Source organism: Novosphingobium sp. BL-A-41-Hi4B-X5A (genome assembly GCF_055521705.1).
This window is the reverse complement of the sequence record NZ_JBVFVT010000002.1, coordinates 383,981-397,143: the sequence shown is the minus strand read 5'-3', so window position 1 is coordinate 397,143 and position 13,163 is coordinate 383,981. Positions and strand designations below refer to the sequence as shown.

The 13,163-nt window shown below is 62.9% G+C and carries 12 protein-coding genes; all 12 read right to left on the bottom strand.

All coding sequences use genetic code 11. The annotated features are described in order from the left end of the window. Window positions 1-13 precede the first annotated feature (13 nt). Entirely contained in the window at window positions 14-1,414 is a 1,401-nt protein-coding gene (locus ACZ1JY_RS17550; protein WP_465131521.1) for an aminotransferase class III-fold pyridoxal phosphate-dependent enzyme, read from the bottom strand. 172 nt (window positions 1,415-1,586) lie between these two features. Beyond that, window positions 1,587-2,789: an acetyltransferase domain-containing protein gene (locus ACZ1JY_RS17545; protein ID WP_206065690.1), complete on the bottom strand. Its 1,203-nt coding sequence runs from the start codon at window positions 2,787-2,789 to the stop codon at window positions 1,587-1,589. A 50-nt stretch (window positions 2,790-2,839) separates the two neighbouring features. Beyond that, window positions 2,840-3,442 (bottom strand): hypothetical protein, encoded by a 603-nt coding sequence (locus ACZ1JY_RS17540; protein WP_465131520.1) that lies wholly within the window; start codon window positions 3,440-3,442, stop codon window positions 2,840-2,842. Then, window positions 3,442-4,182: a HupE/UreJ family protein gene (locus ACZ1JY_RS17535; RefSeq protein WP_465131519.1), complete on the bottom strand. Its 741-nt coding sequence runs from the start codon at window positions 4,180-4,182 to the stop codon at window positions 3,442-3,444. The genes ACZ1JY_RS17540 and ACZ1JY_RS17535 overlap by 1 nt, the downstream gene beginning before the upstream one ends. A gap of 7 nt (window positions 4,183-4,189) precedes the next feature. Beyond that, window positions 4,190-4,573, bottom strand: a complete 384-nt coding sequence (locus tag ACZ1JY_RS17530; protein ID WP_118075293.1) for a hypothetical protein — start codon at window positions 4,571-4,573, stop codon at window positions 4,190-4,192. Between the two features lie 23 nt (window positions 4,574-4,596). Beyond that, window positions 4,597-5,352: a DUF4198 domain-containing protein gene (locus tag ACZ1JY_RS17525; RefSeq protein ID WP_465131518.1), complete on the bottom strand. Its 756-nt coding sequence runs from the start codon at window positions 5,350-5,352 to the stop codon at window positions 4,597-4,599. Window positions 5,353-5,513: 161 nt separating this feature from the next. After that, complete coding sequence (locus tag ACZ1JY_RS17520; RefSeq protein WP_118075292.1) at window positions 5,514-6,593, bottom strand: tartrate dehydrogenase; 1,080 nt, start codon at window positions 6,591-6,593, stop codon at window positions 5,514-5,516. A 19-nt stretch (window positions 6,594-6,612) separates the two neighbouring features. Then, window positions 6,613-8,067 carry an NAD-dependent succinate-semialdehyde dehydrogenase gene (locus ACZ1JY_RS17515; protein ID WP_118075291.1) on the bottom strand — a complete coding sequence of 485 codons (1,455 nt, stop codon included), beginning with the start codon at window positions 8,065-8,067 and terminating at the stop codon, window positions 6,613-6,615. A 2-nt stretch (window positions 8,068-8,069) separates the two neighbouring features. Beyond that, entirely contained in the window at window positions 8,070-8,927 is an 858-nt protein-coding gene (locus ACZ1JY_RS17510) for a GNAT family N-acetyltransferase (protein WP_465131517.1), read from the bottom strand. 144 nt (window positions 8,928-9,071) lie between these two features. Continuing rightward, window positions 9,072-10,397, bottom strand: a complete 1,326-nt coding sequence (locus tag ACZ1JY_RS17505; protein ID WP_465131516.1) for an NAD(P)/FAD-dependent oxidoreductase — start codon at window positions 10,395-10,397, stop codon at window positions 9,072-9,074. A 28-nt stretch (window positions 10,398-10,425) separates the two neighbouring features. Further along, window positions 10,426-11,886 (bottom strand): aldehyde dehydrogenase family protein, encoded by a 1,461-nt coding sequence (locus ACZ1JY_RS17500; RefSeq protein ID WP_465131515.1) that lies wholly within the window; start codon window positions 11,884-11,886, stop codon window positions 10,426-10,428. Then, on the bottom strand, window positions 11,883-13,163 hold the full coding sequence (locus tag ACZ1JY_RS17495) for an NAD(P)/FAD-dependent oxidoreductase (RefSeq protein WP_465131514.1): 1,281 nt from the start codon (window positions 13,161-13,163) through the stop codon (window positions 11,883-11,885). Before ACZ1JY_RS17495 ends, ACZ1JY_RS17500 begins: the two co-directional genes overlap by 4 nt.

Genomic DNA, 13,163 nt, shown 5'->3' with positions numbered 1-13,163 from the left:
TTTATCCCCCCTGTCAGGCGTCTTGCAGCGCAACGACCGCGCGGATGTCGGGCTGCTCGAGCAGTTGATCAAGCGACCGCTCAACCCGTTCGAAGATCATGTCCATTTCCTCGATGGTGCAGCATAGTGCCGGTGCGAAGCCTAGAACCGCGTTGGCGAAACACCGCACGATCACCCCATTGCCATAAGTCAGCTTCGACAGCCTTCCGCCAATGTCGAGCGATGGATCGAAAATGGCCTTCGTCGCCTTGTCCGGTGTCAGTTCGATCGCACCCAACATTCCGCGATAGCGAACGTCGCCGACCAGCCGATGCGACCTGATCCGTTCCATGTGTTCTGCAAAGCGCTGACCCGTTACGCGGCCATTTTGCAGCAGACCGCCTTCCCGGTACAAACGCAGGACCTCAAGCCCCACCGCCGCGGCGACGGGATGGCCAGAGTAAGTCTGGCCATGACCGATCGGCAGCGCGGCGGGCGCTGCGTCGGCAATGGTCTGATAGACATGATCGGCCATGAACATCGCGCCCATGGGCACGTATCCGGCTGTCAAACCCTTTGCCGTGGTCATGAAATCAGGAGAAACGCCCTCATCGAGGCAGGCGAACAGCGGTCCGGTGCGCCCGAAGCCCGTGATAACCTCGTCCACCAGCATCAGGATGCCGAGCCGGGTGCACGCCTCGCGCAGGGCCTTGAGCCAGCCTCGCGGCGGCACGATCACCCCGCCCGAACCCTGGATCGGTTCGCAGCAGAATGCCGCGACGTTATCTGCCCCGAGCTCTGCCACCTTTGCCTCAAGCGCGGCCACCGTGGAAGCGATCACGGCCGCATCATCGTCCCCCTCGGGATGGCGATATTGATATGGGGAGGCGATATGGTGCTGCCACGGGCGCGGCAGATCGAAATTGCGGTGGAAGTTCCCCAGCGCCGTAAGTCCCGCGCCGAGGCTGCTCGATCCGTGATACCCCCACTCCAGCGCGATGAAATGCTTCTTGTCGGGCTTCCCGGCGGCATTCCAGTAATGGACGATGTAACGGATTGCGCTGTCCACCGCGTCAGAACCGCCCTGCGTGAAGAACACGTGGTCAAGGCCATCGGGCGCGGCCGCGGTCAATTCTCCCGCCAGGCGGATCGCCGGCTCGCTGGCGAAATGGAAATAGCCCGTGGCATAAGGCAGCCGGCGCATCTGTTCCGCCGCAACTTCGACGATCGACTCCTGACCATAGCCGACATTGACGCACCACAGCCCGGCAAAGGCATCGAGCAACCGGTTGCCGTCCCTATCGGTCAACCACATGCCCTTGCCCGATTCCAGCACGATGGCGCCGTGCTGCTCGTGTCCTCTGAATGAGGTGACCGAATGGATCAGGTGATCGCGGTCGATATCGATGAGGGAACGGTTGGTTGGGTTTGTCATCGCGGTTCTTCCATTCCGTAGCATTGCCTGCAGGCTATGTCAGCGATCCGAGCGCGTATCGCCGAATGCGCCAGAAAATGATTGTCGGTGTCCTTTTGGCGTTGAGGCGCGCGGCATATTCTGCCGCGCGCCTCCTTTGCCTGATCCCGTCAGGCCCAGCATCACGCCAAGCTCAGAAGTACTTGAGCCAGGTTATGTCGCGACGGCGGCGCTTCAGCCGGGCGTACCATACGGTCGGCAGATAGAGCGGCACGATCATCGCCACGAACCACACCAGCACCCAGTTGTAGTTGTCGAACATGTAGGCCGTGCCGTTGTTCGGCCCCCAGATCGCCAGGGCGCTGTGATAGAGAATGCGCAGGACGGTCAGGTGCAGGAGGTAGAAGAACATCGGCGCGCCGCCGAAGATCGCCAGCTTCGCCACGAGGCCGGAGTCATTGATCTTCTCGAACAGCACGAGCAGCAGCGCCCCGCCTCCAAGAGTCGGCAGCAGGAACAGCAGCGAGGGCGGGTACTTCGTCATCGAAATGAAGCTGATGACCGTACGGACTGCATCCCCTTCGACCACGAACCACGGCTTGTCGCCGTAGACGTTGAGAAGGCGCAACAGAACGAACGCGGCAATCATGCCAAAGCCCAGCACCAGCAAGCGCTTCTGCCGAACTGCGGGCGCGACTTCACCGGTGAACCAGGGCCCGATGCCGAAGCCCAGAAGGATCACGCCGAGCCATGCCAATATCGGATAGGTCGTCTTTGCCACGAAGCCGAGCGGCAGGTCGAAGGCGTCACGCTGGTGCAGCAGCGCCCAGACGGGGAACAGTGCATCGTCCTTGGTCAGCACGATCGGATCGAGCAGATTGTGGAAGCAAACGATGGCCAGGCCCAGCGCGATGATCGCCGGCCGTGGCAGGCGCATGAACGCAGCCAGCGCGATCATGCATATGCCGATTGCCCAGATCACCTGCAGCCAGAAGGTTGGCTGCGGCACGATCCCCCAATAGAGCGGCGAGAGATAGACCAGCTCGATCACGATCAGCAGGAAGCCCCGCTTGAGCAAGTATTCCGTGGTTTCCTCAACCGTATGGTTTACGCTGAAAAGGTAGACGCCCAGCCCGGTTAGGGCGACGAAGATCGGCGCGCAGAAGCTTACCGCGAACCGGGCAAAGCCGATGGCAGGGATGATGGTCAGTGCGTTGATCGGGTCGGTCACCGGATAGTTGACGAACCAGGTCTCGCGCAGGTGGTCCAGCAACATCAGCACCATCACGAAGCCGCGCAGGGCATCGATGTTGGCTAGGCGGACGTGGGCCGTGGCCTTCGCCCCTCCCGCTGCGAGATTTATGCCTCCGGGAGGCAATGTCATACTGCTGGCCATGGTCCCTGCCCTCTTTCCCTTTCGAATATCGCGTCTTGCCCCTGGTTTCATCAACCCTGCGGCAGGAACAGATCCTTGTAGAAGCCGGTGGTCTTTACCGAGACCGTAACCGGCGTGTCACCCTTGTTGCGGAAGTACCAGCCGTGCGTGCCATCGAACGGCGCGGTGAAGCTGCCTTTGCCGCCGGTGAGGGCCTTTTCTTCCCAGTAGCTGGTGAATTCGCCCTCGGCAGCATCCACCTTCTCGCCATGCATATCCGCCTTCACCGGTCCGCCCTTGGACGACCATTCGAAGACATAGCTCTGCCCGGCGTTCATGTGCGCCTTCACCTCCTGTCCGCTGTGCGGCGCGAGCGTCAACGTCATCTCGTCGCTGCGCATGTCGCCTTCGCGGATGATTGCGGCCTTTGTCAGTGTCACCGGTCCGGCGACCGGATCTTCGGCCGGAGCCGCCGTATTCTGCTCGCTGCCTGCCGCCATGCCCACAATTCCCGTCAGACGGCCAGCGCCGGTCGGGTCGATGCCATATTCCGCCGGCATCACGAATAGCACCACAATGGCAGCTGCAGCCAGCAACGCCCCGCCGGTTGCCTTGGCAAGCGTCGATGGCGGAACCTGGATCGAATTCACCGGATTTGGGATTTCGCCCTGCATCACATCGCTCCCGTTGAGCCTTGCGTGAAAAAGCCAGTGAGCTGGAAGCCCACAAGCACGAAGCCCGCGCACATCAGCGCGGCATTGGCGGCAATGGCACTGCGGCGAAAGCTGCTGGTGGACCGCCACACGTTCATCGCGATGAGGATTGCTCCCAGTGCGGTGAACTGGCCCAGCTCAACGCCGATGTTGAAGCTGATCAGGTTCGGCACCAGCCCATCGGCAGAGAGGGTCAGGTCCTGCAGCTTGGTGGCGAGGCCGAAGCCGTGGAAAAACCCGAAGATCAGCACTGCCGCCTTGGGATTGGGCGCCCGCCCGAACAGTGTCCGGAACCCGTCGAGGTTGTCCAGCGCCTTGTAGACCACCGAAAGCCCGATGATCGCATCGACGATGTAGGGGTTGGCGCGGATGTCGAACATGACACCCAAAAGAAGCGTGGTGCTGTGGCCGATGGCAAACAGCGTCACATAAGTGCCCACGTCCTTCAGCCGGTAGAGGAAGAAGATAACGCCGACCAGGAACAGCAAGTGATCGTATCCCGTCACCATATGCTTGGCGCCGAGGTACATGTAGGGGCCGATGGCCATGCCCGATGCGCCTTCTATGAAGGCACGGTCGTCCTCGCCCACGCCATGGGCGTGCGCTGCCGACTTCAGCACGAAAATGATGAAGAGGGCAATGGCCCACCCGGCCCATCGCAGCAGTCCTTGCGGAAGCGAAAGGGCAGTGTGGCGGGCCATCAGTGCCTCACTTTACCGTGAAGGAAGCGAGGGTCTTGGCCCCGCTACCCTTGGCCGTCAGGGCGACTACCACCTTGGCGCCAGCCGGGATCTTGAGCCCCGGTGCCGACATGCGGTTGCCCGCCTGCGCCGCCAGTGGCGTTTCCGCCTTGGCCCCGGCAGCCGTGACAATCAGCTTGCCGGAAAAGCCCGAGGCAGCCAGCGGCTCATCCTCTTCGGTGATGTAGACATCAACGCCCTTGGGGGCGCGCACCAGTTCGACGACAGTCTCGCCGGTCATCGTCACCAATCCGCCGTGCAGCGGTTTCATCGAGCCGTGGGCGCCAGCAGGCACCGCGAAGGCGATCAGCGAAAGCCCTGCCAAGGCCGCAGTAACTGTCTTGATGTTCATTGCAAATCTCCCCGAAGCCATGGTTATTCCGGCAGGTGCGGCAGTACGAACGTCAGCGAGGAGCGATACTCCATCTGCCGGTACTTCGCCGGATTATCCGACGGGCCGACCAGAATGCCGACAATCACATTCAGCCCCTGATTGCGCACCGGCACCGTGACATAGCCCTGAGCGTCGGTCATGGATGGCTTTTGATCGGGGTCATTCACGTAATCGTGCATGATTGCCACGTTGGCAGCAGGCTTGCCCTCGAACATCGCGCGAAGCCGGATTGGCTGCCCCATCGCCTGGGGAATAGCATTGTCTGCCGGGATCAGTTGCAGCTTGTGTCCCGGGATCAGCGGGATGGGCTTTGCCGGCAACTGGTTGATGTGGACCGCATACTTGTAGTTATGCTCGCTCACCGTGGCGTCCCTGACCTCGTCGAGGCCCTTGTTGTGCCAGGTTCCGGCGGCGTCCTTCGACCAGATGCCATAGTCCATCACCGCAGCAACCACCGCCATCGGCTCATCACTGTCAACCACCGGAATTGCACCTGCAGCGCGCAGCGTCGCCGTCACCGGCAGGCCATCGGCATCGTAGCCGGTAACCGACGTGACGAGCGGCATGCGCTTCACCGCGTCAAGATCGTCCGAGCCTACGCCATAGACCATGGCAAGCTGCTTGGCACGCTGCGCAAACCAGATCGCATGGGCACTGGCCGTTGAAGAAGCCAGCGCCGCCCCGACCGTCGTCACGGCAATCACCGCTGAAATATATGGAGAAATCCTGCGCACCATGGGCCTCCGGACTGAATGGCCGGGCGTTTCCGGCATGACCAGCTTATGATTCGCTGTCGGCATTTTCCCCTGAAAGGTCATGTCTGCCGACATGATGGCCTGTGGTTCTGCGCGATTGCGGCAGAACTTATCGCCTGCCCCCCCCCCCAACCGCCGCGGCGCTATTGCAGCGCCTCGGCGATGGCCTTGCCGCATTCGGCAGTGCCGGCAGCACCCTTGAGATCGCGGGTGCGGGCCGTCGGCGTTGACAGCACTTGCTCCACCGCCCGCATTATGGCGGCTGCGGCATCCGCTTCGCCCAGATGCTCCAGCATCATTGCGGCTGACCAGATCTGGCCGACCGGATTGGCGATACCTTGTCCCGCAATGTCGGGCGCAGAGCCGTGAACAGGCTCGAACAGCGAAGGGTGCTTGCCCTCGGGATTGATATTGGCCGAAGGCGCAACCCCGATCGTGCCCGTGCAGGCCGGCCCAAGGTCAGAGAGGATGTCGCCAAACAGGTTTGAGCCCACCACTACGTCAAAGCGATCCGGATTGAGCACGAACTGCGCAGTCAGGATGTCGATGTGGTACTTGTCATGGGTAACGTCGGGGTATTCCGCTGCGACCGCCTCCACGCGCTGGTCCCAGTACGGCATAGTGATGGCAATGCCGTTGGACTTGGTCGCGCTGGTCAGGTGCTTGCGCTCACGCGTCTGCGCCAGATCGAAGGCATAGCGCAGCACGCGATCCACGCCGACGCGGGTCATCACCGTGTCCTGGATCACCAGCTCGCGCTCGGTGCCGGGGAACATGATCCCGCCCACGGAAGAATACTCGCCCTCGGTATTCTCACGGACCACCCAGAAGTCGATGTCACCGGGTTCCCGGCCTGCCAGCGGACAGGGTACGCCCGGCATCAAGCGCACCGGCCTGAGGTTGACATACTGGTCATACTCACGGCGGAACTGGATGATCGAACCCCACAACGAAATGTGATCGGGCACGGTATCGGGCCAGCCAACCGCACCGAAGAAGATCGCGTCGGGCCGGCCGATCTCTTCCTTCCAGTTGTCGGGCATCATCTTGCCGTGGCGGGCATAATAGTCGCACGAGGAAAACTCGTGCCACTTCTGCTCCAGCTCGAAGCCATAGAGCGACGCGGCCTTTTCCAGCACGCGCATGCCCTCGGGCATCACCTCGTTGCCGATGCCGTCACCGGGGATCACCGCTATCGCGTGCTTGCGCGTATTCGTCGTCATCGCCTTGCCCCCTGCTGCGTCAAATCTTCAGGCCACCGATGTGGAAGGCCTTTGTTTCCAGATATTCCTCGATGCCGAGCGTGCCGCCCTCACGGCCAAGGCCGGATTGCTTGACCCCGCCGAAGGGGGCCACATCCATGGCAATCGATCCGGTGTTGAGTGCGATCATGCCCGCCTCGAGCGCCTCCGCCACGCGGAACGCGCGGTCGAGGCCGGACGTGTAGAAATAGCTCGCCAAGCCATATTCGGTATCGTTGGCGAGCGCGATGGCCTCATCTTCGGTTTCAAAGCGGAACAGCGGCGCGACCGGACCGAAGGTTTCCTCCCTTGCAAGCCGCATCCCGGCATTCGCTTCGCCGATGATCACCGGGCGGGCAAAATTGCCGCCTTGGGCGCCCTTGCCGGAGAAGAGCACCTTTCCACCCTTGCCCAGCGCATCCTCTATGTGCGCGGAGACCTTTTCGGTCGCCGCGCGGTTGATCAGCGGACCTGTCGTCGTCGCGGCGTCCATGCCGTTACCCACATTAAGCGCCTCAACCGCCGCGCCCAAGCGTGCGGAAAACTCATCATAAATCGGCGCATGAACCAGGATACGGTTGGCGCAAACACAGGTCTGACCCGCGTTGCGGAACTTGCTGGCCATCGTCGCCTTGACCGCCAGATCGAGATCGGCATCGTCGAACACGATCAGCGGGGCATTCCCGCCCAGCTCAAGGCTGAGCCGCTTGATGGTGTCCGCGCTCTGCCGCATCAACAGCGATCCGATGCGTGTCGATCCCGTGAACGAAAGCTTGCGCACCACGGGGCTGGCCGTGATCGCCTCGCCGATGGCCTGCGGCATGCCGGTCAGGAGGTTGATCGTGCCCTTGGGGAAGCCAGCGCGCAGTGCCAGTTCGATCAGGGCCAGCGCGGTGAACGGCGTCATTTCCGATGGCTTGATCACCACCGGGCATCCTGCGGCCAACGCAGGGGCGCATTTGCGCGTGATCATCGCTGCGGGGAAATTCCACGGCGTGATCGCAGCGGAAACGCCCACTGGCTCGGTCAGCACGATGATCCGCCGATCCCGCTCGGGCGAAGCGATGTTGCGCCCGCCGACCCGGCGGCCTTCCTCGGCGAACCACTTGATGAACGTTGCAGCATAGCGAATTTCGCCCTGCGCTTCAGCCAAGGGCTTGCCCTGCTCGGCGGTCATGATCCGGGCAAGATCATCGAGATTTGCGAGGACCAACGCGTGCCACGCCTCGAGCAGCGCGGCGCGTTCTCCTGCCGTGCGCTTGCGCCAGTCGGCCCAGGATGCCTGCGCGGCCTCGATTGCGGCATTCGCTTCGGCTGTGCCACAGTCGGGCACGGTGCCGATCACTTCGCCCGTGGCAGGGTTGGTTACCTCAAGCGCGGGAAGTCCCGCAGAAATCCAGGCACCATCGACGAGAGCAGCCTGCCGCAGCAGGGTGGGGTCATTCAAGTTCAGCATGTTCAACCTAGCGCCTGTGCAGCAAGAGCAAAAATGGCAACGTCATCTACGGGTACCGGCGCTGGGCCCAGCGCCATACGCTTGACGTGCCCCACTTCGGGCAAGCCGACCTCCTCGAGCCAGAGCCCCAGACCGGCCGCCTCCGGCACGTCGATCCGACAGAAGCTGCCAGCCTGCATGCCCAGCCAGTGTGCAATCAAGGCCTTTGCCCCGGTTGCGTCGGGCGCGACCACCGGCCCGATCAGCCAACCGCGTCCGAACCGCCGGATTACGGCAAAACCGGTCTGCACGTGCTCTCGGCACAAGACCACCGCACTGCCATCGGCCAGCAGCGCATCGAGCACCGCCTTTCGGTCCATGCCCGTTGCCGATGAATAGAGCGCATCGAGTACGCCTGCATCGGCCGCGCCCATCGGTCGGACGCGCTCACCCGGGCGCAGTTCGACCAAGGGCTGGATCGGAGCGACACCTTGATGCTGGTGGACCTGCCCAAGTGGAGCGAACCCCAGCCTGGAATAAAGCGGCAGCCCTTCGTCGGTTGCGTTGAGGATCACCGTCACGTCTTCCAGCCGCTGCAGCATGGCTTCCGCCAACCGGCGGCCGAGCCCGCGTCCCTGCTGCGCCACGGCGACAATGACCACGCCCAGCATCGCGTAGGACTTTCCGAACCGCCAGGACATGATCGAACCGCAAGTCTTGCCGTCAACCTCAGCGACCAACCCACTGCCGATGGCCAGCAGTTTTTCCAGATCTTCCTCACGGTGTGGCCACTGCTGTTCGAAGCACAAGTCTGCCACCGCTGGAATATCGTCGGCTGTCATGTCCCGCAGAACAATCTGCGTCACGTCCTGAACTGTCATCCGATACTCCCGCGAAAGTCTCGATCTTGCGCCGCGAGCGTCGCCGATCCTGCCGCACTTCTAACTTCGAGGGTTCAAAAGAAGCTGCCGGTTTGTCCGGGTATTCGGAAGATTATTGCGAAAACCCGATATGCCGCCTCGCAACTAGAACTCGGAAACGTCGATCCGTGCGCCAGCGTCGAACCGCGACAGGCGGTAGGGACGGGGGTCAACGATCGGATCATGTCCGGATGCAATGTCGGCCACAAGATGGCCGGCGCCCGGGCCGATGCCGAAGCCATGCCCGCTGAAACCTGCGGCAAGGATGAAGCCCGGAATGCTCGGGATTTCACCGATCACCGGAACGCCATCGGGCGTGCTGTCGACAAAGCCGGCCCATTGCCCGACGATTGGAGCCCGCGCCACCTCGGGGATCAACTGAGAAACACGCTCGATAGTCAGGCGCATTGTCTTTGGATCCGGCTTCGGATCGAGGATGCGCCGCGCTTCCATCGGCGTAGGCCGGTCCAAAGCCCAGCGCGAAAGCGTCTCGTGGCCTGCCTGCAAGCCTTGCAGGCCGCCAGGCGAAACCTTCTTCCAGCGCTGCTTGAACATCGGCAGGAACTGCTTCTGGAACCGCATGAACTGCATCGTCGGGTCGACCTTGGCCCGCCCGCTATAAGCCAGGGCGTGGGCGCCATCCCCGCGCCGCGTGATCGACATCGAATTGCCATAGAACGCATCGGGCAAGGTCATGTGCCCCGTGCCGATGGCAAGGATCGATTGGCGGACTGTCGCCTGCGGGAAGCGTATGCCGAGTTGGTGCATGAACGAGGATGCCCAGGCACCACCGGCGTGGATGACCAGCTTGGTGGCAATTGTGCCGCGCTCCGTCACCACGCCGCTCACTGCTCCGCCGGTCGTCTCGATCCCGCGCGCAGCACAAGCCTGATGCACCGTGCCGCCAAGTGCCAAGATTGCCCGCGCCACAGCAGGCACAGCCAAACCCGGATCGGCAATCCCGTCCATCTGCGAATGCACACCGCCCTTCCAGACCTGCTTGGTAAAGCTGCCCTTCTCGGTCGCCTCCTGGCTGTTCAACATGCGCGTCTTCACGCCGATCGAGCGGGCATACTCACCCCACTTGGCCCAAGTCTCAATTTCAGCTTCGTCATTGCTGACGTAGAACAGGCCGCAGCGGCGAAAGCCTGTTTCCTCGCCACTCTCGATCCCGAACTGCTCCCACAGATCGAGCGCCTTGGTCGCCAGCGGCAGTTCGCGCTCGTCGCGGTTCTGTTGACGGCACCAGCCCCAGTTGCGGCTCGACTGCTCGCCACCGACAACGCCCTTTTCGATGAGCGCGACCTTCAGCCCGCGCTTGGCAAGAAAATAGGCTGTGAAGCTTCCGACAATGCCCGCGCCAATCACGACGACGTCGGCCTGGCCGGGCAGTTCCGGGGTGGATTCGATGAACCTCAAGGGCGCGGGCATGTCTTACTTCTCCGGTGAACTTGCGAAGTCATGCGAAACCGAGGACGGCCTTGACCTCGAGATATTCCTCGAAACCGAAAAGGCCGTACTCGCGACCGTTGCCGGACCGCTTGTAGCCGCCGAACGGGGCGTGACGGTCCCACGCCGGTGCGTTGATGTGAACCTGCCCGGTGCGGATGCGCAAAGCCACTCTGCGGGCTTGATCCAGGTCGGCACCGTGAACGTGGCCGCCGAGGCCGTAATCGGTGTCATTGGCAATCGCCACGGCCTCGTCGACGTCATCGTAGGGAATGATGACCAACACCGGCCCGAAGATTTCCTCCTGCGCTATGCGCATCGCGCTGGATACATCGGAGAAGATCGTCGGCTGCACGAACAGTCCGTGGTCAAGCCCATCGGGAGAGCCCGGACCTCCGCAGACCAGTCTGGCCCCTTCATCAATGCCCACCGCGATCATCGTCTGCACGCGCCGATGCTGCGCAGCATTGGCAATCGGCCCTAGCGTCGTGGCATCCTCTGTCGGGTCGCCGACAACGATGGTTTCCGAAGTCCGCCGCGCGATTGCCTCCACTTCTGCAAGAGCCGCACGCGGAACGATCATCCGTGTCGGCGCGCTGCACGATTGGCCGACATTGCGGAAAGCGGCCATAACGCCCAGCGGCACGACGCGCTCGAAATCGGCATCGGGCAGCAGCACGTTCGGAGACTTTCCGCCCAGCTCTTGCGTTACCCTCTTCACGGTCGGCGCTGCGCCCTGCGCCACCAATACGCCCGCACGGTTCGATCCCGTGATCGAGATCATGTCGATGTCAGGATGCGCAGCCATGCCCGCCCCCACTTCGCTGCCTGTGCCGTTCAGCATATTGAACACGCCCGCAGGCGCGCCTGCATCATGCACGATCTGCGCAAACATGATGGCGCTCAACGGCGAAAGCTCGCTGGGTTTGAGCACCACCGTGCATCCGGCCGCCAGCGCGGGGGCGACCTTTGCGGTAATCTGGTAAAGCGGCCAGTTCCAGGGCGTGATCAGCGCCGCCACGCCGATCGGCTCGCGCACGATCGCGGTCGTGCCGCGCATCGTCAGGAACTCGTAATCGCGCAGCACCTCGATTGCCGCCTGCACATGACCCATTGCGAACGGCACGTGCGATGCCCGGGCAAAGCTGATTGCAGTGCCCATTTCCATCACCAGCACTTGTGCCAGAGCTTCGGCCCGTTCGGCCATCAGCGCGTGGATGCGCTCCAGCAACGCCAGTCGGTCCTCCGCCGTGCTTTGCGAAAAGGCTGCAAAAGCCCCCCGCGCAGCCGCCACGGCCCGGTCGAGATCCGCCGCCGTGCCCGCTGCCACCTGCGCGATGCAAGTACCGTTGGCGGGGTTGATCACCGGCAGCAGTTTGCCACCGGGAAGATCGATCCATTCGCCGCCGATGTAGGCCTTGCCTGTCAACGGCAGCACCGCCTGCAGTGCCGCCTGCGCTGGATCGCTCATCCCACCATGTCCTTGTAACGGTAATAGGCGCCGACGAACGGCAGGAACCATGGCGTCCCGAAATAGCCCGGGATCGCCGGCCAGTCGAAGTCGCGCCAAGGGTTCGCCTCGGCCTTGCCATCCAGCACCTCGGCCATGATCTTGCCCATGTAGGTGGCCATGTGCGTGCCGTGGCCGCTGTAGCCCATCGAATAGAACACGCCCTCCCGCTCTCCGGCGCGGGGAAGGCGGTCGCTGGTCATGTCGACCATGCCGCCCCAGCAATAGTCGATCCGCGCACTCGCCAGTTCGGGGAAGAAGTTGATCATGGAGCGGCGCAGGATCGCTCCGCTCTTGGCGTCCGCCGCCGGATCGCTGCGGCTCGAAAAGCGTGCACGCCCGCCAAACAGGATGCGGTTGTCCGGAGTGGTACGAAAGTAGCTGACGAAGTTGCGCGTATCGACGGTGTTGCGCCGGCGCGGCGTCAGCCGATCGAGCAGGTCGACCGGCAATGGCTCGGTCGCGATCAGATAGGCCCCGACCGGCACAAGACGCCGGCGGAACCAGCTCAGCGGCCCGACGCGAGACGTACCCGTGGCCAGGAGCACCTGATTGGCAACCAGGCTGCCGTGCGGCGTCGTGAGCTCGTGGCGCGAGCCGGAAACGCGTCGCATCTTGATCAAGGGATTGTGCTCGAAGATCGTGCCCCCGCGCCGCGCCACCGCTTCGGCAAGGCCCTGCCCATAATCGCCCATGTGCATGTTGGCGCTTTTGCCGTAGAGCATCCCTCCGTAAAAGATGTCCGAGCCGATCTCCGAGGGAAGGTCTTCGGGCATCACCAGGCTTGTCTCGGGATCGACATTGCGCGCCAGCAGGTCCTGCGAGCGCTTGATCTTCTCGAAGTGCTCGGGCTTTGCCGCCAGCTTCAGCTTGCCGACGCGGCCGAAGTGGCACGCGATGCCCTCTTCGGCCACGATCTGCTCCACCAGGTCGACCCCGGCATCGAAGGCACGGTAAAGCATGTTCGCACGTTCGAGCCCGAACTTCTCGACCATGCCGCCATAGTCCTGGGCAAAGCCGTTGTTGCACATGCCGCCGTTGCGGCCGGAAGCCGCGCCGGCAACGCGGTCCGCTTCAAGGACGATGACTTTCGCACCCTTCTTCGCCAGCGCCAGCGCTGCGGAAAGTCCTGTGAAACCTGCGCCAATCACGGCAACATCGGCCGTGCCACTTGGGCCACTGGGCGAGCCCGAGGCAAAGGGGCTTGCGCTATCCAGCCAGTACGAAGCCATCTTCAT

Coding starts and splice junctions, on each gene's coding strand:
- ACZ1JY_RS17550 (WP_465131521.1), bottom strand. CDS start 1,414: ATGACAAACCCAACCAACCGTTCCCTCATCGATATCGACCGCGATCAC.
- ACZ1JY_RS17545 (WP_206065690.1), bottom strand. CDS start 2,789: ATGGCCAGCAGTATGACATTGCCTCCCGGAGGCATAAATCTCGCAGCG.
- ACZ1JY_RS17540 (WP_465131520.1), bottom strand. CDS start 3,442: ATGCAGGGCGAAATCCCAAATCCGGTGAATTCGATCCAGGTTCCGCCA.
- ACZ1JY_RS17535 (WP_465131519.1), bottom strand. CDS start 4,182: ATGGCCCGCCACACTGCCCTTTCGCTTCCGCAAGGACTGCTGCGATGG.
- ACZ1JY_RS17530 (WP_118075293.1), bottom strand. CDS start 4,573: ATGAACATCAAGACAGTTACTGCGGCCTTGGCAGGGCTTTCGCTGATC.
- ACZ1JY_RS17525 (WP_465131518.1), bottom strand. CDS start 5,352: ATGGTGCGCAGGATTTCTCCATATATTTCAGCGGTGATTGCCGTGACG.
- ACZ1JY_RS17520 (WP_118075292.1), bottom strand. CDS start 6,593: ATGACGACGAATACGCGCAAGCACGCGATAGCGGTGATCCCCGGTGAC.
- ACZ1JY_RS17515 (WP_118075291.1), bottom strand. CDS start 8,067: ATGCTGAACTTGAATGACCCCACCCTGCTGCGGCAGGCTGCTCTCGTC.
- ACZ1JY_RS17510 (WP_465131517.1), bottom strand. CDS start 8,927: ATGACAGTTCAGGACGTGACGCAGATTGTTCTGCGGGACATGACAGCC.
- ACZ1JY_RS17505 (WP_465131516.1), bottom strand. CDS start 10,397: ATGCCCGCGCCCTTGAGGTTCATCGAATCCACCCCGGAACTGCCCGGC.
- ACZ1JY_RS17500 (WP_465131515.1), bottom strand. CDS start 11,886: ATGAGCGATCCAGCGCAGGCGGCACTGCAGGCGGTGCTGCCGTTGACA.
- ACZ1JY_RS17495 (WP_465131514.1), bottom strand. CDS start 13,163: ATGAAGATGGCTTCGTACTGGCTGGATAGCGCAAGCCCCTTTGCCTCG.